Origin of the sequence: Sphingobium fluviale, assembly GCF_004122115.1 — a bacterium.
In the GTDB taxonomy this organism is placed as follows: Bacteria; Pseudomonadota; Alphaproteobacteria; order Sphingomonadales; family Sphingomonadaceae; genus Sphingobium; species Sphingobium fluviale.
Window position 1 is genome coordinate 116318 of the sequence record NZ_SBKP01000007.1, and the last position, 22650, is coordinate 138967.

Consider the following 22650-nt stretch of genomic DNA (forward strand, 5'->3'; position numbering starts at 1 on the left):
TGGTTTGATGCCCGATTTTCACACCGATGCCATCATTGTTGGCGCGGGGGCTGTGGGTTTGGCGTGTGCGCGGGCGCTGGCTTTGCGCGGGCAGCAGGTGGTGGTGCTGGAAAGCGCGGACGCCATTGGCCAGGGTGTTTCCTCCCGCAATTCCGAAGTGCTGCATGCGGGGATTTATTACCCCACCGGGTCGCTGAGGGCGCGGCTGTGCGTGGCGGGCAATGCGATGATCCGCGGATATCTTGCCGAGCGCGGGATAGGCATCGACCCATGCGGCAAGCTGGTGGTGGCGACGAGCGCGGAGGAACTGCCCCGGCTTGAGGCGCTTTATGCGCAGGCGCTGGCCAATGATGTGCCTCAGGTGGAACGGATCACAGGCGCGCAGGCGCGGGCGCTGGAGCCTGCGCTCCGTGCGGAGGCGGCGTTGCTGTGCGGCACTTCGGCGGTGTTCGACAGCCATGGATATATGCTGGGCATGCGGGGCGATATTGAGGATGCGGGCGGGAGCATCGCGCTGCGCACGCCGTTTGAACGCGCCAGCCGGGATGCGGAGGGCTTCGTCGTGCGGTGTGGCGGGGCGGAGCCGGTGAGCATCGGTTGCCGGTTGCTGGTGCTGGCGGCTGGGCTGGGCGCGCAGGCGGTGGCAGAGGGCATTGAGGGGTTCCCCGCCGCGTTGATCGCGGAGCGCCATCTCGCCAAGGGCAGCTATTTCGCGTTGCAGGGCAAGGCGCCGTTTGCACGACTGATCTACCCGCTGCCGGTGCATGGGTCGCTCGGCACGCATTACCGGCGGGACATTGGCGGTGTGGCGCGCTTTGGCCCGGATATCGAGTGGGTAGAGGGCGAAGATTACAGCGTCGACCCGGCGCGAAAGCCGCAGTTCGTGGAAGCGATCCGGCGCTTCTGGTCGGACGTGAACGAGGACGCGCTGGTGCCGGACTATGCGGGCATCCGGCCCAAGATCCACGGGCCGGGCGAACCGCAGCCCGACTTTTCGATCCTGTTTGACGACGCCCACGGCTTGGGCGGGCTGGCGGCGCTGTTCGGCATTGAAAGCCCCGGCCTCACATCCTCAATGGCGATCGGGGAGTATGTTGCGGACGGCCTGATCGGGGTGAAAGGATGACAGAGCCGCCGGTGCTGCTGGACGTCAGCCGCCTGATCTGGCGCGCGTGGATGGGCCTGCTGCCCACCGGGATAGACCGCGCCTGCATCGCCTATGTGCGGCACTATCGCGGGCGGGCGCTGGCGGTGGTGCAGCGTGGCGGGATTACGCGGGTGCTGAATACGGCGCTGTCTGAGCGGTTGTTCGATATACTGACCGATCCGCCCGCAAATATTCGATGGCGGCTGATGGGCTTGGCGGTGCGAGGGTTGATGCCCGGCAGCGGCGCGGGGCAGGGCGCGCTGCGCGGCGCGCTCTATTTCAATGTCGGCCATACCGGGCTGGACCGGGCGGGCCATGCGCGCTGGGTGCGGCGCAGCGGCATCCGCGCGGTCTATTATGTGCATGACCTCATCCCGATCACGCACCCGCAATTCGCGCGGGCGGGCGTACCGGAGCGGCATGCGATGCGGATGTGCAGCGTATTGCGCCTTGGCGCGGCAGTGATTGCCAACAGCGCGGACAGCGTGCAGGCGCTCGGCGCGTTTGCGCGTGACGAAGCCTTGCCGATGCCGCCCACCCTTATCGCGCCTTTGGGGGTGGAGGCGCATGCGAGCGCACCGGCGCATATCCCGCAAGATTCGCCTATCTTCGTGATGCTGGGGACGATCGAGGGCCGCAAGAATCATGCGTTGATATTGCGCGTATGGCGTCGCCTGATCGCGCGGCTGGGGGAGCAGACGCCGCGCCTCGTCATCATCGGCCAGCGTGGCTGGCAGGCGGACGATATTTTTCGCCAGCTGGATGAAGACGCGACGTTGCGGCCTTATGTGAGGGAGTTGGGCCGGTGCGACGACGCCGAATTGCAGCGCTGGCTGGGGTCCGCGCGGGCGCTGTTGTTCCCCAGTTTCGTCGAGGGGCAGGGGCTGCCGCTGATCGAGGCGCTGACCGCAGGCGTGCCGGTGATCGCGAGCGACCTCGCCGTGTTCCGCGAGACGGCAGGGGAGATCCCCGATTATCTCGATCCGCAGGATGACGCCGCGTGGGAGGCAGCGGTGACGGATTATGCTGGGCAGCATGGTGATGCGCGCACGCGCCAGCTGGAGCGTATGCGGGACTTTTCGCCGCCTTCGTGGGAGGCGCATTTCAGGATGGTGGAGAGGTGGCTGGAGCGGTTGGCTTGAGAGCCTTCACGCCACTGGTGCGTGGGCTTCCTCGATCAGTCTGGCGATGGCCGGGCGGCATGAGCCGCAGTTGGTGCCCGCGCTCAATGCCTTGCCCACCGCCTCGACGCTGGTGAGCGCCTGATCGCGGATTGCGCGCGTGATGCTGTATGCGCCGATGTCGAAACAGACGCACACCACCGGCCCGGCGTCTGGCGCGGGCGTGGCGGCGCGTCCGGCGAGCAGCTCCGCGCCCTGCGGTTGTTCGTCTGGCCCCAGTTGCGCCAAAATCCATTCGCGCGGGGGAAGTGAGCCGGAGCGGGTGAGGAACAGTGCCGCCTGCAGGCGCCCGGCATCATCGCGCACGGCGACCCTCAGCGAACCGCGTGCGCCATCGCGCGCTTCGATGCGCTCGCCCTTGGGGAGCAGCGCCTCGATGTCTATCGCGCCCTGGCCCGCAAGCTCTGTAAGCCAGCCATGCTCTGCCCGCACCCGCGTCCAGTAGCAGTCTGCCGCAATGTCTGGCCGCTCGACGCTGACGAGAAAGGCGCGCCAGTCCGCGCCATAGGGAGCGATGGCTGCTGCGCTATTCTTGAAGGCGGGCTGGCCGGATATGGGATCGACCTTTTGGCTGGGTAGCCTGCCCGTGCGCCCGCCGGACGAGATCTGGTCCGTCCAGTGCATCGGCACGAACAGTTCGCCCCGGCGCTGCCCTTCTGAGACGCTCACGCGATAGAGGCTGCTGCCCGAAGGTGTGGAGATGCTGGCGATGCTGTGGTTGGCGATGCCGAGTGTGGCCGCGTCATCGGGGTGAATCTCCACCCATGGCTCGCGCCGGTGTTGCGAGAGTTTGGGGCTAAGGGCGGTGCGCGTCATCGTGTGCCAATGGTCGCGCGTTCGGCCGGTGTTGAGCCGCAAGGGGAAGGCGGGGTCGTGTTCGTTGGCGGGCGGCGTTACCGGCACCAGTCGCGCCTTGCCGTCGGGCGTGGAATAATGCGCATCGGCATAGGGCGCTGCGCCGCCCCATTGCCACGGTGCCCAAGCATCATAGTCGGCTTCAGAAAGCTCCGCCCATTGCGACAGATCGAGTACGCGGCGGCCATCGTTGCGAAAACCGGTCTGCGCCGCATATTCGCGGAACACGGCGGCGGGGGAGGGGTAGGCGAAGGCATCCGTCCACCCCATGCGGCGGGCGACATCGGCAACGATGTCCCAGTCCGCGCGTGCTTCGCCGGGTGGCGGGAATATCGGGCGCTGGCGGGAAATCACGCGCTCGCTGTTGGTGACGGTGCCGTCCTTCTCGCCCCATGCCAGCGCGGGCAGCTTTACATGGGCAAAATGGGAAGTGTCCGTCTCGGCCATGCAATCCGACACCACGACGAAATCGCACCGCTCCATCGCCGCGCGCACGAAACCGGCATCGGGCATCGAGACGGCGGGGTTGGTGGCCATGATCCACAGCGCCTTGATGCGCCCGTTATGCACGGCGCGGAACATGTCGACGGCCTTCAAGCCCGGCGCGCGCGCGATCATGGGGCTGGCCCAGAAATCCTGAGCGGCGGCGCATTCTTCAGCGCTGAATCCCATATGCGCTGCGAGCATCGAGGCAAGCCCGCCGACTTCGCGCCCGCCCATCGCATTGGGCTGGCCGGTGATCGAAAACGGCCCCATGCCCGGTTGGCCGATGCGCCCCGCTGCCAGATGCAGGTTGATGATCGCGTTGCCTTTGTCCGTGCCGCTGGCGGACTGGTTTGCGCCCTGGCTGAACAGGGTGATGGTTTTGGGGTGCTGGGCGAGGAGATCGAAGAAGGCGGTGCGCGTGGCGTCATCCAGCCCGTCGTCGCCTGCGCAGAGCTGATCCCAGAAGCCATCGGGCGCGTTGACATGCGCGGCGAGATAGGCGTCATCGAGCAGCCCGCGCGCTTTCATGTCGATCAGCGCCGCGTTGAACAGGGCGACATCGCCATCGGGGCGGATGGCAAGATGCAGGTCCGCGCGTTCGGCGGTTTCGGTGCGGCGCGGGTCTATGACGACCAGCTTGGTGCCGCGCTGTTCGCGCGCGGCCTCGATCCGTTGCCACACGACCGGATGGCACCAGGCGGTGTTGGAGCCGACCAGCACGATCAGCTCCGCCGCCTCCAGATCGGAGTAGGAACACGGCACCACATCCTCGCCGAAGGCGCGGACATGCGCCGCCACCGCGCTCGCCATGCAGAGGCGGGAATTGGTGTCTATGTTGGCGGAGCCGATGAAGCCTTTCATCAGCTTGTTGGCGACGTAATAATCCTCGGTCAGCAACTGGCCTGAGACGTAGAAGGCGACGCTGTCCGGCCCATGCTGTGCAACGGTGTCCGAGAAGCGCTGTGCCACCAGATCGAGTGCCGCGTCCCAGCTTGCGCGCGCGCCGTTGACTTCGGGGTAGAGCAGCCGACCTTCGAGGCTCACCGTCTCGCCCAGATGCGTGCCTTTGGAACAAAGCCGCCCATTGTTCGCGGGGTGGGTGGCATCGCCCTTGATCAGCACCGAGCGCTCGCCGGTGCGCGTCGCCGCGATGCCGCAGCCCACGCCGCAATAGGGGCAGGCAGTGCGGACCATGTGCGCTCCCTCGGTCGTGGGGGAGGATTGGGAAATACCGGACGGCCCCACCCCCGGCCCCTCCCCTGAAGGGGAGGGGAGTTTCATCCATCCACTCCCTGCAAGGCTTCCTTGCGCGCTATGAGGATGCGCCCGCCGTCGATCTTGACCGGGATGGTCGGCACGCAGCCTGAGTCATCGCCCAGCGCTTCGCCGGTGACGAGGCTGATCCGCCAGTTGTGCAGCGGGCAGGTGACGGTGGTGTCGTGCACGATGCCCTGGGAGAGCGGCCCCTGCTTGTGCGGGCATTTGTTGAGCAGCGCATAGACGCTGCCGTTGGCGGTACGGAAGATCGCGATTTCCTCGCCGCCCTGCACGGGAAGGGTGCGCGCGCCCAAAGCGGGGAGCTGATCCACCGGGCCGATGTCGAGCCAGTCTGCAGTGACCATCAGTGTGCTCCCACAACGGCGAAGGGACGGATCTCGGCAATATGCTGGTGCAGATGCGCCTCCTTGCCTGCCGCGCGCTCGGCCCAGGGGTCTTTTTGCAGATATTTCTGCGCATGGAGAAAGCGGCCGTATAGCGCCTTGCGGCCTTCATGATCGTCCACCACCTTGGCCTTCACATAATCGAGGCCGACCCGCTCGATCCACGGCGCGGTGCGATCGAGGTAGCGCGCTTCTTCGCGGTAAAGCTGGATGAACGCGCCGCAATATTCGAGCGCCTCCTCCTCGGTCGCCACCTTGCAGAGCAGATCCGTCCCGCGCAGGTGGATGCCGCCATTGCCGCCGACCATTAGCTCGTATCCGCTATCGACACAGATCACGCCGAAGTCCTTGATCGTCGCCTCGGCGCAGTTGCGCGGGCAGCCGGAGACCGCGATCTTGAACTTGTGGGGCATCCAGCTGCCCCATGTCATCTGTTCGAGCAGGATGCCCAGCCCGGTCGAATCCTGCGTGCCGAAGCGGCACCATTCGGAGCCGACGCAGGTTTTTACGGTGCGCAGTGCCTTGCCATAGGCGTGGCCGGAGACCATGCCGGCGGCGTTGAGGTCCGCCCAGATATGCGGCAGATCTTCCTTCCTGATGCCGAACAGGTCGAGCCGCTGCCCGCCGGTCACCTTCACCATGCGCGCGCCATATTTGTCTGCGGCGTCCGCAATGGCGCGCAGTTCCTTGGGGGTGGTGACGCCGCCCCACATGCGCGGCACTACGGAATAGGTGCCATCTTTCTGGATGTTGGCGTGCATCCGCTCGTTGACGAAGCGGCTTTGAGGATCCTCCTTGTGCTCGGCGGGCCATGCGCACAGCAGATAGTAATTGAGCGCAGGGCGGCAGGAGGAGCAGCCGTCCGGCGTGCTCCACGAAAGCGCCTGCATCACGGCGGGAATTTCCTTGAGGCTTTTCTCCAATATCGCGGCGCGCACATCCTCGTGGGTGAAGCTGGTGCATTTGCACATCGGCTTGTTGTCGCGCTCGCCAGCGAATTTATCCCCCAGCGCCAAGGCCAGCAGGTTCTCGACAAGGCCGGTGCAGCTGCCGCAGCTTGCCGAAGCCTTGCAGCCGGAGCGCACCGCATCGAGCGACTGCGCCCCGCCCGCGATGCAGGCCATTACCTGCCCCTTGGATACGCCGTTGCAGCCGCAAATCTCCGCGTCATCGGAAAGGGCGGCAACGGCATCAATAGGGTTTGCAGTGGCGCCTCCGCTAGACGCAAATGCCTGCCCGAAGATCAGCGCATCGCGGATCTCCGTTATGTCTTCGCCCTTCTTCAAGAGGTCGAAATACCAGTTGCCGTCCGCCGTATCGCCATAGAGCACCGCGCCGACGATCTTGTCCTGCTTCACGATCACGCGCTTGTAGACGCCGCGCGTCGCATCGCGCAGGACGATGTCTTCGCAGCCCTCGCCGCCAGAAAAGTCGCCCGCCGAGAACAGGTCTATGCCCGATACCTTGAGCTTGGTGGAGGTGACGGAGCCTTTGTAAGGATTTTCGCTGCCCACCAGCCCATCGGCAAGGCTGCGGCACATCTCCCACAGTGGCGCGACGAGGCCATAGACCTGTCCGTCATGCTCCACGCACTCGCCGACAGCGAGGATGTCCGCGTCAGACGAGACCATATGATCATCGACCTGAATACCGCGCCCCACAGCGAGGCCTGCTTCCTTCGCCAATATTGTGCTGGGCCGGATGCCGACCGCCATCACGACGATACTTGCCGGTATCTCCGTGCCGTCCTTGAGGCGGACGCCTTCGACCTTGTTCGTCCCGATGATTTCGGCCGTATCGGCCTGCGTCAATATCGTCTGACCGCGCCGCTCCAGCTCTGTCTTCAAAAGCCACGCCGCCGCTTCATCGAGCTGCCGCTCCATGAGAGTCGGCATCAGGTGCAGGACGGTGACCTGCATGCCCCGAAGCGACAGTCCATGGGCCGCCTCAAGGCCAAGCAGGCCACCGCCGATGACTACCGCATTCCCCCCCAGGCCTGCGGCTGCCACCATCTTGTCAACATCATCGAGATCGCGGAAGGTGACGACGCCGGGCAGATCCTTGCCCGGCACAGGGATGATGAACGGATCTGACCCGGTGGCGATCAGCAGCTTGTCGTAGCTGATAGCTATGCCGGATTTGGCCGTCACAGTTTTGGCAGCGCGGTCGATGCCGACCACCGGATCGCCTGAGATCAGTTCTATGCCGTTGTCCGCGTACCAGTCCGGCCCGTTGATGATGATGTCTTCAAACGTCTTTTCCCCGGCAAGGACGGGAGAGAGCATGATCCGGTTGTAATTGACGCGCGGCTCCGCGCCGAAGATCGTGATACGGAACCTGTCTGGCGCGCGCGCCAAAATCTCCTCTACCGCCCGGCAACCGGCCATGCCGTTGCCGACGACGACGAGGTGAGGGCGGGGATCGGGGGGGGATGCGACCATGTCTCTCCTGTCCTTGTCAGATTGTATGGCTCAGAGCGCGTAGTCGAGCTGGAGCCAGAAGATGCTCTTGTCCGTGCTGAACTTGTCTGCGCTGTAATCCGCATATTTGGCGAGGAAGCTGAGCTTCTTGCCGATCTTGAAGCCCAGCGAGGCGTCCCATTCGCTGCCATAGCTCACGCTGCCGACATCGCTCTGGAAGTCGTGATAGACGATGGCTGCGTTGAGGCCGGGCAGCGCCTTCACCTTGGGGAACTTCACCGCCACACCGCCGTAAATGTCCTGCAGGCCGACATTGGCGCCTGCTGCGGGCGTGTTGAGGAATGCGTCCGCCCAGCCGTTGAACTTGTGCAGCGTCGCCATCGGTGTCTGGAAGGCGACCCGGCCCTTGGGCGTGATCTTGCCGCCCAGCAGCTCGTAGCCGGCAGTCAGGGTGAAGATGTCATAGCTCAGGCCAGCTTCCGCCGCGATATAATCGACCGAATAGTCGCCGGTGTTGAGGCCATAGTCGGACTGGGTGGCATAGCTTGCCATCAGGTTGACACTGGCCTTGGGAGACAGCTTGAACGAACTCGTGGCCCGCGCGCCATATGTCTGGGTGGAGGTGCCCTTGACCAGTTCCTTCGCATCGAAATCGAGCAGGTAGGAGAACGCCTTGAGCTTGACCGGGCCGAGCGAAGCGCCCGCGCCGAGGAACAGGAATTCGCCCGAATAGGCCTGACGCGTAGCGGCGTCTATGCCGAAGATCGTGCGCTGGGACCAGCTATAGGTGCCATCGAGGCTGATCGGGCCGATCGTCGCCTCGCCGCGCACCGCGTCAAAGGTCTGCTCGTTCTGGCGCCAGCCGACCGAGCCGACGAAGCGCTGATCGTCGAGGTTGATGCGCTGGCGGCCGCCGGTGAGGGTGAAGGTCTTGGTCTTGTACTGAATCTGCGCCCGGTTAAGCTCGATATTCTCCGGGTCCGCGATTACCGCATAGCCGTTGGCTGGCGCAAACGGCGCATCGCGATAGTCATCAAGTAGTGCCAGCGTCCCTTCGGCCTCGATCAGCGCGGAAAAGCCGCTTTTGGTGCTGAGCGTGATGCCGGGGCGCACGCGCATGGTGATGGCGTCTGCGTCCAGCGTGGGCGTATTAACCGTTTCGAAGCGCAGGCGCGCGTCAATGCTGGGCTTGAGCTTGAAGGTTTCGGCCTGAGCTGACTGTGCGGCACATGCCGCCGCAGCACTTGCCATAATCGCTATCATACTGGTTTTATTGAGCATAACTTCCCCCTTGGTCCTGTTGGTGTTTTCCCCAGGACATCCTCTCGCTTTTTGAAAACAGTATTTATGCCGCGCCGTTGCGGCTGCGGTTCAGGCCGCCTGCAGTGTCGATGGGTTGCGATATCGATCATGCAGGAAGTGGACGACCGCGTGGCGCGCGTCGGCATATTCGGGCAGGTCCATCGCCGCGAGGCGTGCGCGCGGGCGTGGGATATGCACCTTCAGATCTTCGCCGATCCGCGCTGCAGGGCCGTTGGTCATCATGATGACGCGGTCAGACAGCAACACCGCCTCATCGACATCATGCGTGATCATCAGCACGGTGTTGTTGAGCCGGGCCTGCAGGTCCATCACCACATCCTGCAATGCTGCACGGGTGAGGGCGTCCAAAGCACCGAACGGCTCGTCCATCAGCAACACGCGCGGTTGCATCGCGATGGCGCGGGCGATGCCGACGCGCTGCTTCATGCCGCCCGAAAGCTCGCCTGGGCGCTTCGATGCGGCATGGGCCATCTGCACCAGATCAAGATTGTGCAGCACCCAGTCCTTGCGTTCGGCCTTGGTTTTGTCTCTGGTTGTCTTGTCCACGGCGAGGCGGACATTTTCCTCCACCGTCAGCCAGGGCAGCAGCGAGTGATCCTGAAACACCACGGCGCGATCCACGCCCGGCGCATCGACCACTGCGTCATTGAGGAACACCACGCCGCGCGTCGGCTTGACCAGCCCCGCTACCACATTGAGCAAAGTGGACTTGCCGCAGCCGGAGTGGCCGATCAGCGAGACGAACTCGCCCTTCTCGATGCTGAGGTTGATCTTGTCGAGCGCGCAGAAGCTGCCCTTCTTGGTCGGAAACTCGACCGTGATGTCTTCGAGCGCGAGATAGCTTCTCTGTTTCATGAGCGTTTCTCCTTAAGCCGTCCGGGCGACCTTGCGGCCAACATAGGCGACGATGCGATCCAGCCCGAAGCCGACAAGGCCGATCCAGACGAGCGCGACGATGGTGTCGGTCAACAGCGAGCTGTTGTAGCTGTCCCAGATGAAGAAGCCGATGCCGGTGCCGCCCTGCACCATCTCTGCCGCCACAATCGCGAGCCAGCTCATGCCGACGCCGATGCGAAGGCCGGTAAACATGTGCGGCACGGTGGCAGGCAGCATGATCTTGGTGAAATATTCGATCGGGTTGAGGTTCAGTACCTTGCCGACGTTGACATAAGCTGCAGGCATGGACTGAACGCCTGCTGCGGTGTTGAGGATCACAGGCCAGATTGCGGTTATAAAGATGAGGAAGATCGTGGAGGGCTGCGCCTGCTGGAAGATCGCGAGGCTGATCGGCAGCCACGCGAGCGGCGGCACGGTGCGCAGTACCTGAAACAGCGGATCGAGAGCGCGATAGGCGAATATGCTCTGCCCCACGAGGATACCGAGCGCGATGCCCATCACCGCCGCGAGGCTGTAGCCCATCATCACGCGCTTGAGGCTGGTGACGATATGCCCGGCAATGCCGACCACGCCTTCCTCGCTCACATGCACGCCGGTGAAGTCGACCGAGACGCCCTCGAACGGGTTGACGATCAGCTCGTGGCTATCCTGCCATACCTTGAGCGGAGAGGGGAAGGTTGCATCCGGGCTGCTGCATGCCACCTGCCACAGACCGAACAGGACAACGAGCATGAACACGGTGGGCAGGGTCTGCGCGGCGATGGAACGCAGCTTCTCTTCCCACGCGCGCATTGGCGCGGGGATGGGAGGAAGCTGCCGACGCTTAATTGCGTCTTCGGGATAGGGCACAACGGTTGCTCCGGCGGCGGGGGAGGAGAGCGCCGGTGCGCCCTCCTTATGGCCGTCTTTTTGCAGGGGGGATGGGGATGACATGGATGTCCTCCGTTAGACGCGCTTGATGCCGAGGCTGGCGAGATAGGCCTTGGGGTTGGCGGGGTTGAAGACCTTGCCGTCAAAGAACTTCTCCGGCCCGCGGCTGTCGCCCGCCGGCCCCTTGCCGCCGATCGCGCTTGCTGCCTTGCGCCAGATGTCGCTGCGGTTGACCTTGGCGATGAGCGCACTGGTGTTCAGCGTCATCGGCAGCTTGCCCCAGCGCTGGTTCTCGGTGAGGAACCAGAGGTCGTGACTCTTGTAAGGGAACGAGGCATAGTTGGCGAAGAACTTCATCTTGAACGCGGCGTTGGGGAATTTGCGGCCATCGCCCATGGTGAAGTTGCCCTGCAGGCGGTCGGCAATGTCGCTCACCGGCACCTTGAGGTAGGCCGGGCCGCCGATCATCATTGCTAGGCGGGCGATGTTGGCGGGGTTGTCCGCCCAGCGCTGCGCCTCGATGATCGCGGCGGTAATGGCTACGGCTGCGCGCGGGTTCTGATCCACCCAGTCGGAGCGCATGGCAAAGCTCTTCTCCGGGTGGTTCATCCACATCTGGCCGGTGGAGACGGCGGTGTAGCCGAGCTGTTGGGCAACCAGCTGGTCGTTCCACGGCTCGCCAACGCAGAAGGCGTCCATCGTGTCGGCGCGCATATTGGCGACCATCTGTGGCGGCGGAATGGTGATGAGGGAAACATCGCTGTCAGGATCGATGCCGCCCGCCGCCAGCCAATAGCGGATCCAGAGATCGTGCGTGCCGCCGGGGAAGGTCATCGCCATGGTGATCTTCTTGCCCGCCGCCTTGCGCGCCGCAATCACGCCCTTCATCTTGGCGGCGTTGAGGTCCGCCTTGGCACCGAGATATTCCTTCGACACCGAAATCGCCTGTCCATTTATGTTGAGGCGGGCGAGGATGCTCATCGGCGTCTGCTTGGCCTGATAACCCATTGATAGAAAATAGGGCATCGGCGTCAGGATATGCGCGCCGTCAATGCCGCCGCCTTCGTTGCCCAGCACAAGGTTGTCGCGCGTTGCGCCCCAGCTCGCCTGCTTGGCGACGATCACGTTGGGCATGCCATATTTGGCGAACAGGCCCAGCTCCTTGGCGACGATCAATGGAGCGGCATCAGTGAGCGCGATGAAGCCGAGCTTTGCTCCCTGAACTTCCGGCCCCGGACCGGCCGCAAAGGCGCCAGATGGAAATGCCTGCTGCACCGCACCCAAAAGGGCAGCTGTGCCACTGGTTTTCAGTATGCCTCTGCGGCTTATGCCTTGCTGATCGTCCCGTTCCGCCATGGATTATGCTCCTTCTCGAACCTGTTTGCAGGCGTGGTCTGAGAACCGCGCCATTCCCCTTGTGTGCCCTCCGCCTCAGATGCGGACCCGTGCGAGACACAAAAAAACCGCCACGAACGACAGCTCTGGGCTGGTTCGGGCGGCTGCGTTGCCTGGGTGCCGTGTGGGGCGGTATCAAGCCAGACCCGCCATTGGGTGAGGCCGATAAATCATGCCGAGACATCCTTGTCTCGTCGGTAGCAAGAGTGGCACTGATTCGGCATTTCGGCAAGAGGGAAAATTTTGCGTTGCACAAAATGCAATCGCTCCCGGCGCTTGATCAGTCCTGCGCGAGGTAGGCATCGAGCTGATCGGGGTCGAATGCGCGCCCGTCGAAGAACCTGTCCGGTCCCAGCAAAAGGCGCCCCTGCACCGTGCCGACGCCGGTGGTTTCGCTGATCCCGCCCTCCAGCTTGGCGCTGGCGCCGGGCAGCGGAACCTGCGTCCCCACGAAAGCGGCGCGGTAGATATCGGGCCGGAAGACGCGCTGCGCCGCTGCATAGCCTTCGTCGGATTTCACGACATGCCCCGCCCGCACCATCTGGGCATAGAGCCACGCCGCCTGGCTGATCCACGGGAAATTGGCGGCCTCGCGATGCTGGAACATGAAATCGGGTATGTGGACCGGCTCCTGGCCCGCAGCGAGCGTGATGCGGTCCGCTATTGCGCGCTCGATCAGGTCAGCCGATCCATCGAGATAGTCTGCGCGGGCGAGAATCGCCGCGTTGCTGGAATGGCGGGCAGGGTCGATGAACACCTCGCCTGCCTTGTGCAGGGCGCGGATCAGGCGGTGAACGATGTCTCCCTCTGCCTCCGCCCGCGCCGTCTGCATCGCCAGCACCTTCTCCACGCCGCGCAGCCAGATATGTGAGGTGACGTTGATGATCACGCCAACGCCGCGCTCCACCGCCACGCTGTTCCACGGCTCGCCGACGCAGATGCCGTCAATTTCGCGCATGGCGAGGGCTTCCGCCGCAAAGGGGGGCGCGATGGTCACGATCTCGACATCGCGCGCGACATCAACCCCGCTGCCGCGCAGCCAGTATTGCAGCATGTAGTTGTGGCTGGAATAGCGATGCACCACGCCAAAGCGCAGTTTCGCCCCTTCGCGCGCCCGCAGCGCGATCAGCGCCGCGAGCCGTTGCCCCAGCGTCACCGAGTCGAGCAATCCATTCTGCGCGCCGATTGCCTCCGCCAGCGGTGGCGCGAGGGTTACGGCATTGCCATTGAGGCCAAGCACGAACGGAACCGTCATCGGCGTGGCTGGCCGATCCAGCCCCAAAGTGCTGGCAATGGCGAGCGGAGCGACGAGGTGGGCGGCGTCCGTCCCGCCATAGATCAGCCGGTCGCGCACCGTGGCCCAGCTCATGTCTCGCACCAGCTCCAGGTCTATGCCCTGTTCTTCCGCCAGCCCCAGCTCTTTCGCGAGGATCGGCAGCGCGGCGTCGACCAGAGGAAGAAAGCCGATACGGAACGGATCGAGGCTCACAGGGCACCTCCCAACAGATTTTCAGCGGTGACGATGGCCTGCGCAATGTCGGCGATGCGGCGGTTGCTCTGCATCGCGTGGGTGCGCAGCAGCTTGTAGGCTTCCGGCTCGGTTATGCCGCGCTTTTTCATGAGGATCAGCTTGGCTTCGTCCACAATTTTGCGCTCGGCAAGTTGCGAGCGCGCTTCGGCCAGTTCGGTCTGGAGGCGGTTGAACGCCTGAAAGCGGCGCACGGCGAGATCGAGCACCGGCTTGATCCGCTCTTTGCGCAGGCCATCGACGACATAGGCGGAAATGCCGGCGTCCACCGCCTCGGCAATGGCGTTCTCGTCAGACTGGTCAACGAACATCGCGATCGGGCGGGCGAGCGCACGGGATAGGGCGAAGGTTTCCTCCAGCATATCGCGGCTGGGGTTTTCGAGGTTCAACAGGACAACGTCTGGCGAGCAGGCTTCCAGCTTGGCGGCAAGGCCGTGGCGCTCAAGAAATATGTGCAGATCGGTGAGGCCCGCCTCGCGCAAGCCTTCCTCGATCACAGCGGCGCGCGCTGCGCTGTCGTCGATTACCGCTATTCGCACTGGAAGCCGCTATGCTGCATTGCAACATTCATGCGGCAAACGGAGTGCGCGAGTCAACGGGTCAATGATAATGGCGCTGAGAGCAGTTTAGCGAACGCGCGGTCCGCCAAATGGCATCGGCGGCGGCGGGCGGCGGGTGCCACGAGGCAACTGAGCCTGATAAGCCCGTCCACAATGCTCCACACAATACGGGAAGCCGGGGTTCACCTTCTCGCCGCAAAAGTGGAAATCCGGCTCGCCGGGGTGGCCCATCGGCCATTTGCAGATCTTTTCCGTGAGGTCGAGCAGGCTCGTTTTGTCTGCGATCTCCGGGCTGGGCTTGGCAGGGACAAGACGGCGCGGCGGGGCAGGGGGAATCGGCGCCTGCTGGTCTCCCGGCCCCTGGCGCATGAAACCGCCGGGGCCGATCGAGACGATGCGCTGTTGCGGGCGTGGAGCGGGCGCGGAGACATCCAGCGGCTGGGTGCTTTCATCCTGCGTATCGAATGGAGGAGTATCCGCCTCTGCCCGCGTGGGCGAGGAAGGGGCGGCTGCTGGCGCGGGCGCCGCGGCGCGCGGCTCTGCCCCTTGTGTATCGGGTTTGCGCGTCACTGGCTTTTTGCGCGGCGCATCATTGGCCTTCACCGGCGACGGGCGAGACTGGAGGCCGAGGCGATGCGCCTTGCCGATCACGGCATTGCGGCTCACTCCGCCCAGTTCGTCGGCGATCTGGCTGGCGGTCATGCCTTTTTCCCACATGCCCTTGAGCTGATCTATACGTTCATCGGTCCAGGACAAGACTCACTCCATCACTGAATACTGTTTTGGTGGCTGAGGGAGGCATATGGCGTTTGCGAGGCAGTATATCAACCGCTTTAGCGTATGCGGCCGGTTTTGCCTTGCCCGCCCGCCTGCCAGCCGATAATTGGGCTGCCTATGACCGACCAGACCCAGCCCACCCATCGCGTAGCCTTTTCGGAGCCGGGAGTCCCGCGCATCCGGCGCATCAACTGGTCTGGCACGCGCGCGCTTTATATCAAGGAGGTGCGGCGGTTCATGAAGGTGCAGCTCCAGACCATATGGGCGCCATCGATCACCACCTTGCTGTACCTGATCATCTTCACCGTGGCGCTGGGCGGTGAGCGGCGGACGATCCTCGGCGCGCCGTTCGCGGATTTCATCGCGCCCGGCCTTATCATGATGGGAATGATCCAGAACGCGTTTGCGAACTCCAGCTTCGGCATGCTGGTGGGCAAGATTCAGGGCACTATCGTCGATTATCTGATGCCGCCCATCTCCACGGCGGAGCTGCTGTTCGCGCAGGTTGCCGCGGCGATGACGCGCGCTGCGTTCGTGGGTGTCGCCATTGGCATCGCGATTGCGCTGTGGCCCGGCGTGCACATCGCGCCGCGCCATATCTGGGCGATCGTCGTTTTCTGGGCGCTGGGGACGATGTTCGTCAGCTTTCTGGGAGTGCTCACCTCGATCTGGGCTGAGAAGTTCGATCATGCGGCGGCGATTACCAACTTCGTCGTCGCGCCCCTGTCGCTGTTGTCCGGCACATTCTATTCGGTGGACAAGCTCTCGCCGCTGTTTCAGGCGATCAGCCATGCCAACCCGTTTTTCTATGCGATTTCGGGCTTCCGCTATGGCTTCCTCTCGGTCGCGGATACCGAAGTTGTGCGCGGCATGCTGGTGCTGGGCGGGTTGAACATTGTTCTGGGCGCGCTGTGCTACGCGTTGCTGAAAAGCGGATGGAAGATCCGGCCTTAGTCGTTAGCGCCGACCGGCGAGCCTGCGCCCCGGCTTCTCTATGCCGTGATAGAGGATGACGGACGCCGCCAGCGTCAGCAGCACATACAGCGCAATCAGATGGGGCGCGATGTTCGCGGCGTTGTTCACGAGCGCGATCTTGAACCAGATGAACAGCATGAAATGCGACAGATAGGTCGCATAGCTGATCTCGCCCAGATATACGAGCGGCCGCGCTATCTTCCCGCCGCGCTGAGAGTGATCGGCGATCAGATAGATAAGCGCGGTGGTGACGAGCGGGAAGGCGATCAACTCATTGGTGAAGCCGCCCGCCCACACGAAGCCGCCGCCGAGAAGGGCGACGATTGCCACAGTGCGCGAAACTCGATCCACGCCCTGTTGCCATAGCGCGCAGAGTAGGCACCCCATCGCAAACTCTGCGATGCAGCGCGCAAGGCCGGTCTTCACGATATGCCCGCCGAGATTGGTATAGCCCAGCGCTTGCATGCCCACCGCCAATATGCCGATCAGGCAGGCCATGGCCCCTAAGATCACCCAGCGCGGCGCGCGCGCTATCGGGCTGAACAGCAGTACCAGCAGCGGGAACAGCAGATAGGCGGCAAACTCGGTGCTGATCGACCAGGCGGGGTGGTTCCAGCTCAAATCCGGCGTAAAGCCCCAGTTCTGGAGCATCAGGACATGCAGCGGCAGCTCTGCCCACGGATAGCCCGCCGTGCTGCGCCCGGTCGCCTCAAGCAGCAGGACGAAACCCACCGTCAGCGCCAGCATCACCGCATAGAGCGGATAGATGCGCGCCAGCCGCCGCCGCAGGAAGGCAGGGGTCGCGCCCAGCCCGCGCGCGGCAAACTCGCCCTGCGCAGACAGCCAGATGACGAATCCCGACAGGATAAAAAAGAAATCGACCGCGAGATATCCCTTGTGGATCACATGCAGCACATCGGCGGGCAGCCAGGGCATGCCGCTGCGGATGTGGAACAGCACCACGAGCCATGCCGCAATCCCGCGCGCGGCTGTGAGGCTATCAAGCTGGGGGCGAGGGGGCGCGCTCACGCCTGCGCAGCCCGCGCGAAGATCGGCACCACGCCTTCCTCCTTGCGCAACCGGGCGAGATAGGTCGAAAGGCCGATTTGCATCGCAAGCAGCATGAACACGAAAGGCTGATAGGCGATGCCGACAAACGCCGCGCCCAAGAGGTAGATCAGATGCCCCTGCTGCAGCGCCAGCGCAAGCGGCGCGACCCATGCCTCGTCTGCCTTGGCGCGCTTTGTATAGAGCTTATAGACCCGGTTGGTGGCGAGGAACGAGAGCAGGTGGATCAAACCCCACATCACGAAACCGGGATAGCCCTGTTCGCCCAGCATCTCGAAATAGGCGCTGTGATAGGCGCGGCCTTCCTCGACGATATGTTCCTTGATGATGCGCTTGTCGTTGCCTAGGCCCTCGGTGCGCAACGCATCATATTCAAACTTGTTGGCGCGATAGGCATCGAAGCCTCCGCCCATCGGATGGGTCTTCACATAGTCCAGCGTCCATTTCCACACCTCGACGCGGGTGGAGGCACTCTGGTCGCCCTGATAATTTTTGATCGTACCCATGCGCTCGGTGAAGCTGGTCGGCAGGAACGGGATGGCGACGAACGCCAGCGCGGCGATGCCGAGGCCGTATTGCAGGCGCTTTTTGCTGCGCCACAGGAACAGCGCACCAAGCAGGATGATGCAGAGCAGGCCGGTGCGCGTCACCGTGCCTATGGGGATCAGCAGGCACGCGCCACAGAGCGCGACGGCATAGAGCGAGACGATGCGGCTGGGGCGAAAGATGGTGCCGTGCTTCGATAGCCACAGGATGAGCGGGATGATCGCGATGGCGACCATGGAAATGGTGGAGCCTTCATAGAGGCCGCTATTGTCATCGACCATCAGGTTCAGCTCTCCATAGCCGCCGCCGGACATAATGGTCTTGATGCCGCCGGTGACGATGATCGTGCTGGCGCACAGCACCATCACCAGCGCCAGCGCCTCTATCCGCAGGCGCGTGCGCAAGGTGAGCGGCAGGAAGATCGCGAAGACGAGGCTCTTCCACACCCACGCCCACTTCGCCTGCGCGTCTATCGGGAAATCGGCGTGGGATGTGGTGTAGCCGCACCAGACCAGCAGAGCGACCATAAGCAACTGTCGCCAGGAAAAGCGGCTATCGCGCTTGTTGTCGATCAAGAGCCAGCCGCCAAAGGCGCCCGCAAACGCGATGAGCGATATGGGGATCGAATTGAGCAGGAAATAGCTGAGACGTTGCGGGGAAACGATATCGATATAGGCGTAAGTCAGCACAAACAGGAATGGCCGCTTGATCGCGAGGCCAAACATCGCGGCGAGGAAGATCAGGAAGAATATGTCACGCATCGGGCGTAGTTCCCTTGCGCGGCTTGACGATGGGCTGGGGCTTTTCCTGTCGCTCGTCATCCAGATCGCGCCGGGACAACAGCCGCCAGCACGCGACAAACACCAGCGTATGGCTGAGCAGCAGGGAGAAGGTGTCGATCATCGCGCGGCTATATCCTTGGCCGAGCCTTAGCCCATCAGGGTTGACGCGGCGTTAAATATTGTCGCGGTACCGGCCCTCTCCCCCTCCCGCAGCCGAGTCACGTGCCTCGGCAGCGCTCTCATATGATACCCTGTCGGGAGGTTGGGAGGGGGAGAGGGCCGGTACGGTCAATACAACCAAGCTTGACGTGGCGTTAAATATTATCTTGCTAAAGGCGCTATCATGACGCGTATTCTGCACATACTGGATCACAGCCTGCCTCTGCATAGCGGATACACGTTCCGCACGCGGGCGATCTTGCGCGCGCAGCAGGCGCTGGGCTGGGAGGTGCGCGGGCTAACCGGCCAGCGCCATAGTGCCAGCGGCCCTGCTGTCGAGACCGTCGATGGCCTGACGTTTTTCCGCACGCCGTTGGCGCGCCGGGGCGGCCCGCCGCTGGTGCGCGAGCTGCGCGAGGTGGCTGATCTTGCGCATGCGATGGAAGGGGTGATCCGCAGCTGGCGGCCAGACATCATTCATGCCCACTCGCCCGTGCTGAACGCGATGGCCGCGCAGCGCGTGGCGCGCAAGCACGGCATCCCGATGCTCTATGAAATCCGCGCCTTCTGGGAAGATGCGGCGGTGAGCAATGGCACCGCCAAAGAGGGCGGCTTGCAATATCGCCTGACGCACTGGCTGGAAACGCGCGCCGTGAAGCGCGCTGACGCGGTGGCGGTGATCTGCGAGGGGCTGAAGGGCGATTTGGTGACGCGCGGGGTCGATCCGGCGAAGATCATCGTCTCGCCCAATGGCGTGGATATGGACATGTTTGGCGATCCTGTGCCGCCCGATGCCGCGCTGCGCGCTAAGCTGGGGCTGGAGGATGCCGAGGTGATCGGCTTCATCGGCAGCTTCTATGATTATGAGGGGCTGGATGACCTGATAGCCGCAATGCCGATGCTTGTCGCGGCGCGGCCCAAGGCGAAGCTGCTGCTTGTCGGCGGCGGGCCGATGGAAGCGGCGCTCAGGACGCAGGCGGAAGGCTCCAGCGCGCGCGACGCGATCTGTTTTGTTGGACGGGTGCCGCACGAGGAGGTGGAGCAATATTATGCCCTCACCGATATTCTTGCCTATCCGCGCAAGGCGCAACGGCTCACCGAACTGGTCACGCCGCTGAAACCTCTGGAAGCGATGGCGCAGGGGCGGTTGGTGGCGGCATCATCGGTCGGCGGGCATCGGGAACTGATCGAGGATGGCGTTACCGGCACATTGTTCGCGCCTGATGATCCCGCCGCGATTGCCGGCGCGCTGGCCGGGATGTTGGCCGACCGGGCAGGCTGGGACGCGCGCCGCGCCACCGCCAAAGCCTTTGTGAAGCGCGAGCGGAACTGGGCGGTCAACGTCAGCCGTTATCAACCTGTTTACCATATTCTGCTTGAAAAGGGCGTGAGACCACACCGAGCAGACTGACCGAACCCGTGAAACGCCGCAATGCCCATCTTGTTCTTGTCTCTCTCGCCGCCATCGGCGGGGCAGGCGCAGGCGCGCTCTTGCCAGTGGATATGCTGGAGCTGGCCAGCAGCACGATCGGCCTTGATCGCTTCATTCCCGCCGCCGCACCGCCGCTGGGCGCCAGTGCGCGGCTCATTATCATTGCCTGCGCCGGCTTGGGCGCTGGCGGGTTGGCGGCGCTGCTCTCGCCCTTGAAAACGCCTGTTGCCCCCAAAGACACCGAGGACACCGAAATGACATTCATAGCATCGACATTCTCTGCGCTGTTTCGCCGGGGAGCAAAGCGGGTAGAACAGATTGACGACATGCCCGCCGCCGAACCTGAGATCGAACTGGCGCCCTCAGTCCGCCGCGCCGATGCGCACCCGGATGCGCCCCCGCGCGCACCCCTGATAGTCAGTCGTGATCTTGCTGGGGAGGCATCTCCCTTGGTGGACGAGGAGCCGCGCGGGCCGATTGTGGAGGACATCACCGGTCTTTCCATGCCCCGCGCGCCAGAGCCGCTGCCGTGGGAGGCGATCGAGACGGAAATGAGCCGTCTGCTGGAGAATGTCCGCTTCCGTTCGGTAGAAGATACACCCGATGCTTCGGAGCAGAGCGCAGATTCGTCCGCCGTTGAGCCAACCATCCGAGACCTGACCGAGCGGCTGGAGCGTGGCATAGCCCGTCGTCGTGGCGAGTATGCCGCGATCCCTGCTGCCGCAATACTGCCGCAGCCGGAAGATCAGGTGCCTGAAGAGGCCGCTCTGCCTGCCGCTTTGCCTGCAGCCCCGTCCCCCGACCTCGATGCCGCGCTGGCTGTCCTGCGCGGGCTTACCGCCAAGGCGGGTTAGCGACTTCGCTGGCCACGCGCGCTAACGTTGCGTGATTTTTATGCCGATCCATAGCGTCCGTGGTGTTCCAAGATCCATCGAGCCACCCGTAATGCGGGTGTAGACCGCGCATCAAAGATATGTTCTGCCCACCCGACACCTGTTGTCCGACGGCCCAGCGGAATATGCGCGTCGGCATCCACTGTCATAGCAGAGGGCAGTATATCACTCTGGAGGTCATCCTCATATTGACAGCTGCTATCAGCAAATTCTGGTCGAGACAGCGGGGCCATGCGCGCTAACCTTGCTATCCGCATCGGCATAGCTGGCAGACAGAATGAAATCAGAGAATTTGCTATCGGCCGTTACCTCAAGGCCTTTGGCGATGATGGCATCAACATTCTGCCGTTGACGCATGGCGGCGTTGAGGGTGACGTTGGTGATGGCGTTTTCAAGCATGTTGTAGAACAGGGTGGCGGAGAGGGTGGTCTTTCCTGCCAGATCCACATCGATACCAGCTTCAATCCCTCTGAGCTTTTCCGGCATTAAGCCAGCATTAGCATTGGTCGTGATCGAACCGATAACAAATTGCCCGTAGAGTTCATTAAGTGTTGGCAGGCGGAAGCCGGAATAGCCAGCAGGCCCGCCCCAAGAACCACAATCAACAAGATTATCGGCGACACAGGCTGTGTCTGGGCAAGAGCGTGGTGGCATGGCGCCGACAACCCCATGAGGTTGCAATTCTTGGAGCGGACTATGTTGGCCGAGTCATTTGCATCAGCGGCGCAAAGCATGAGACTTTGGCATGTGCTGGGCGCGAGACCTTAAAGTACCTCAAGGAAATTCAGCTTGCGCCTGATGGGAATGGGCCGCCGCATACTTCCGTATTAATACCGGTCTAGACCGACATAGTCTGTCGCAACAGTCACAAGATCGGCAGGGACGACAGGAGAATATACTGTGTCAAAGCTAAAAGGCGCGAGGGCGTCTCCGTCCCAATTATTAGCAAGCGGCCCGTGACACATTCGTGCGAGTGATATTCCGCCTGTCCGGCTGCCTTGCGTCCCATGCGGCGTACCTGCTGGGCGCCAGGAATAGGCACCCACGCGCGCCGCACCACGTTCGCCGACAAGCTCGCCAGCGAGCACAAAGGTTTCCTCAGCGCATGGATGTGAAAGCATCGGAGAGGACCATCCATCGGGATGAACATGCGGTGGCTTGGCGAAGACGACCGTAGCGACTTGGCCAAGGTCATGATCCCATCGAAGGACCTTTCTGCGTGGGTCCATCCATGCCAAAGAGGGATCAGCCCATTGGGTGTCCCAAGGTATCTCGTACAGGTCGATATACTCTATGAGGCCGGAAATATCTGATACAGCATATGCGACTAGCGAAAGTTCAGGGCGACCACTGTAAAATGTCAATACGTCACACCCGGCCTCTGACATGGCGGACTGCCGCATATAGCCTTTCGGAAAGCATCCGTATGTGTCACGGCGATAGCTGCGGCCATTGACGTTCAGCGTGCCTTCCAAGACGAAGAATTCTTCCTCGACCGCCAGCGCCTCAGGTTCCGGTCTTTCCCAACCTGCGGGATAACGGACGATAGCGGACATCTCGCCTGAGGCCGGGTCGTGACTCAAAATTTTTGCTGAGACGTCCGCACGCGCCGGTCCCAACGCCGCCTGCTTCCAAGGCAGGCACTGTGCATAAATGAAATCGATGCATGGACGGCTCATGTCGAATCCAATCTTA

General features: G+C 63.1%; 20 protein-coding genes. 5 read left to right on the forward strand and 15 right to left on the reverse strand.

What is annotated here, in order from left to right; all coding sequences use genetic code 11:
- Positions 1-7: 7 nt before the first annotated feature.
- Together EQG66_RS08890 and EQG66_RS08895 are read left to right on the forward strand one after the other, a co-directional pair.
- A complete protein-coding gene (locus EQG66_RS08890) occupies positions 8-1126 on the forward strand; it encodes an NAD(P)/FAD-dependent oxidoreductase (RefSeq protein ID WP_129404238.1) in 1119 nt (372 codons plus the stop codon).
- Positions 1123-2289: a glycosyltransferase family 4 protein gene (locus EQG66_RS08895; protein WP_129404239.1), complete on the forward strand. Its 1167-nt coding sequence runs from the start codon at positions 1123-1125 to the stop codon at positions 2287-2289. Before EQG66_RS08890 ends, EQG66_RS08895 begins: the two co-directional genes overlap by 4 nt.
- 6 nt (positions 2290-2295) lie before the next feature.
- Here EQG66_RS08895 and EQG66_RS08900 read toward each other — a convergent pair whose 3' ends face one another.
- From EQG66_RS08900 to EQG66_RS08945, 10 genes are all read right to left on the reverse strand, one after another.
- On the reverse strand, positions 2296-4863 hold the full coding sequence (locus EQG66_RS08900; protein WP_129404273.1) for a nitrate reductase: 2568 nt from the start codon (positions 4861-4863) through the stop codon (positions 2296-2298).
- A gap of 83 nt (positions 4864-4946) precedes the next feature.
- Positions 4947-5291, reverse strand: a complete 345-nt coding sequence (gene nirD / locus EQG66_RS08905; RefSeq protein ID WP_129404240.1) for a nitrite reductase small subunit NirD — start codon at positions 5289-5291, stop codon at positions 4947-4949.
- Entirely contained in the window at positions 5291-7771 is a 2481-nt protein-coding gene (nirB, locus tag EQG66_RS08910; RefSeq protein WP_129404241.1) for a nitrite reductase large subunit NirB, read from the reverse strand. Before nirB ends, nirD begins: the two co-directional genes overlap by 1 nt.
- A gap of 30 nt (positions 7772-7801) precedes the next feature.
- Positions 7802-9001, reverse strand: coding sequence for an alginate export family protein (locus EQG66_RS08915; protein WP_245987973.1), 1200 nt, complete (start codon positions 8999-9001; stop codon positions 7802-7804).
- 120 nt (positions 9002-9121) lie between these two features.
- Positions 9122-9928 carry an ABC transporter ATP-binding protein gene (locus EQG66_RS08920; RefSeq protein ID WP_129404243.1) on the reverse strand — a complete coding sequence of 269 codons (807 nt, stop codon included), beginning with the start codon at positions 9926-9928 and terminating at the stop codon, positions 9122-9124.
- Between the two features lie 12 nt (positions 9929-9940).
- The gene (gene ntrB / locus EQG66_RS08925) at positions 9941-10903 is read right to left on the reverse strand and encodes a nitrate ABC transporter permease (protein ID WP_129404244.1); all 963 of its coding nucleotides are present in this window, start codon (positions 10901-10903) and stop codon (positions 9941-9943) included.
- A gap of 12 nt (positions 10904-10915) precedes the next feature.
- Positions 10916-12196, reverse strand: coding sequence for a CmpA/NrtA family ABC transporter substrate-binding protein (locus tag EQG66_RS08930; RefSeq protein WP_129404245.1), 1281 nt, complete (start codon positions 12194-12196; stop codon positions 10916-10918).
- 319 nt (positions 12197-12515) lie between these two features.
- On the reverse strand, positions 12516-13724 hold the full coding sequence (locus EQG66_RS08935; RefSeq protein WP_129404246.1) for an ABC transporter substrate-binding protein: 1209 nt from the start codon (positions 13722-13724) through the stop codon (positions 12516-12518).
- On the reverse strand, positions 13721-14302 hold the full coding sequence (locus tag EQG66_RS08940) for an ANTAR domain-containing response regulator (protein ID WP_129404247.1): 582 nt from the start codon (positions 14300-14302) through the stop codon (positions 13721-13723). Before EQG66_RS08940 ends, EQG66_RS08935 begins: the two co-directional genes overlap by 4 nt.
- 87 nt (positions 14303-14389) lie before the next feature.
- Positions 14390-15079, reverse strand: coding sequence for a GcrA family cell cycle regulator (locus tag EQG66_RS08945; RefSeq protein ID WP_129404248.1), 690 nt, complete (start codon positions 15077-15079; stop codon positions 14390-14392).
- A 138-nt stretch (positions 15080-15217) separates the two neighbouring features.
- Between EQG66_RS08945 and EQG66_RS08950 the strand changes: the two genes are divergently transcribed.
- A complete protein-coding gene (locus tag EQG66_RS08950) occupies positions 15218-16054 on the forward strand; it encodes an ABC transporter permease (RefSeq protein ID WP_129404249.1) in 837 nt (278 codons plus the stop codon).
- A 3-nt stretch (positions 16055-16057) separates the two neighbouring features.
- Here EQG66_RS08950 and EQG66_RS08955 read toward each other — a convergent pair whose 3' ends face one another.
- Genes EQG66_RS08955 through EQG66_RS15320 form a run of 3 tightly spaced genes read right to left on the reverse strand, consistent with a single transcriptional unit; the run spans position 16058 to position 18592 of the window.
- The gene (locus EQG66_RS08955) at positions 16058-17104 is read right to left on the reverse strand and encodes an acyltransferase family protein (RefSeq protein ID WP_129404250.1); all 1047 of its coding nucleotides are present in this window, start codon (positions 17102-17104) and stop codon (positions 16058-16060) included.
- On the reverse strand, positions 17101-18450 hold the full coding sequence (locus tag EQG66_RS08960; protein ID WP_129404251.1) for a putative O-glycosylation ligase, exosortase A system-associated: 1350 nt from the start codon (positions 18448-18450) through the stop codon (positions 17101-17103). Before EQG66_RS08960 ends, EQG66_RS08955 begins: the two co-directional genes overlap by 4 nt.
- Positions 18443-18592 carry a hypothetical protein gene (locus EQG66_RS15320; protein WP_164975638.1) on the reverse strand — a complete coding sequence of 50 codons (150 nt, stop codon included), beginning with the start codon at positions 18590-18592 and terminating at the stop codon, positions 18443-18445. The genes EQG66_RS08960 and EQG66_RS15320 overlap by 8 nt, the downstream gene beginning before the upstream one ends.
- A 222-nt stretch (positions 18593-18814) precedes the next feature.
- Here EQG66_RS15320 and EQG66_RS08965 point away from each other — a divergent pair, with 222 nt between their 5' ends.
- Complete coding sequence (locus tag EQG66_RS08965) at positions 18815-20041, forward strand: TIGR04063 family PEP-CTERM/XrtA system glycosyltransferase (protein ID WP_129404252.1); 1227 nt, start codon at positions 18815-18817, stop codon at positions 20039-20041.
- Between the two features lie 8 nt (positions 20042-20049).
- A complete protein-coding gene (locus EQG66_RS08970; RefSeq protein WP_129404253.1) occupies positions 20050-20916 on the forward strand; it encodes a hypothetical protein in 867 nt (288 codons plus the stop codon).
- A 240-nt stretch (positions 20917-21156) separates the two neighbouring features.
- Here EQG66_RS08970 and EQG66_RS08975 read toward each other — a convergent pair whose 3' ends face one another.
- Entirely contained in the window at positions 21157-21609 is a 453-nt protein-coding gene (locus EQG66_RS08975) for a TonB-dependent receptor domain-containing protein (RefSeq protein WP_245987975.1), read from the reverse strand.
- 173 nt (positions 21610-21782) lie between these two features.
- Positions 21783-22634 carry a cupin domain-containing protein gene (locus EQG66_RS08980; RefSeq protein WP_129404254.1) on the reverse strand — a complete coding sequence of 284 codons (852 nt, stop codon included), beginning with the start codon at positions 22632-22634 and terminating at the stop codon, positions 21783-21785.
- Positions 22635-22650 lie beyond the last annotated feature (16 nt).